Origin of the sequence: Mycobacterium ostraviense (genome assembly GCF_002705925.1) — a bacterium.
In the GTDB taxonomy this organism is placed as follows: domain Bacteria; phylum Actinomycetota; class Actinomycetes; order Mycobacteriales; family Mycobacteriaceae; genus Mycobacterium; species Mycobacterium ostraviense.
The window spans coordinates 1-400 of the sequence record NZ_NKRE01000067.1; the positions used below are offsets into that span (position 1 = coordinate 1).

Genomic DNA, 400 nt, shown 5'->3' on the forward strand with positions numbered 1-400 from the left:
GGCCACCAACCCTTGGCGGCGCATCGAATCGGCCACCGTCTTCTCCGACACCTGCCAGCCCAGATCACGCAGGTCGGCGTGCAAGCGCGGTGACCCATGCAGGCCCTTGGCCTCGGTAAATGCAGCCGCGACAGCGCGATCGACTTCATCGCGGCGCCGATCCCGCTCGGTGTGCAAACCGGTTGCAGCCTCCGGGCTGTTGGCCCGGGCGATCCACTTGTAGAACCACGCCAGGCTCACCCCGAGCAGAGCACAGCAGATCGTATGCGGCACCCGAAAGTCGGTCCTCTGGTCGGCGATGAAACGTGCCACGCTCACTTCGTCGCCTCCTTCACCCACAGGACCACGCATCGCTTGAGGACATCACGCTCCATCCTCAATTCAGCGACCTCGGCACGCA

The 400-nt window shown here is 64.8% G+C and carries 1 protein-coding gene; it reads right to left on the minus strand.

Annotation, left to right across the window (positions count from 1 at the left end):
* The coding region (locus CDN38_RS27945; RefSeq protein WP_142361398.1) for an IS3 family transposase at window positions 1-318 on the minus strand (318 nt) is incomplete at its 3' end.
* Window positions 319-400 lie beyond the last annotated feature (82 nt).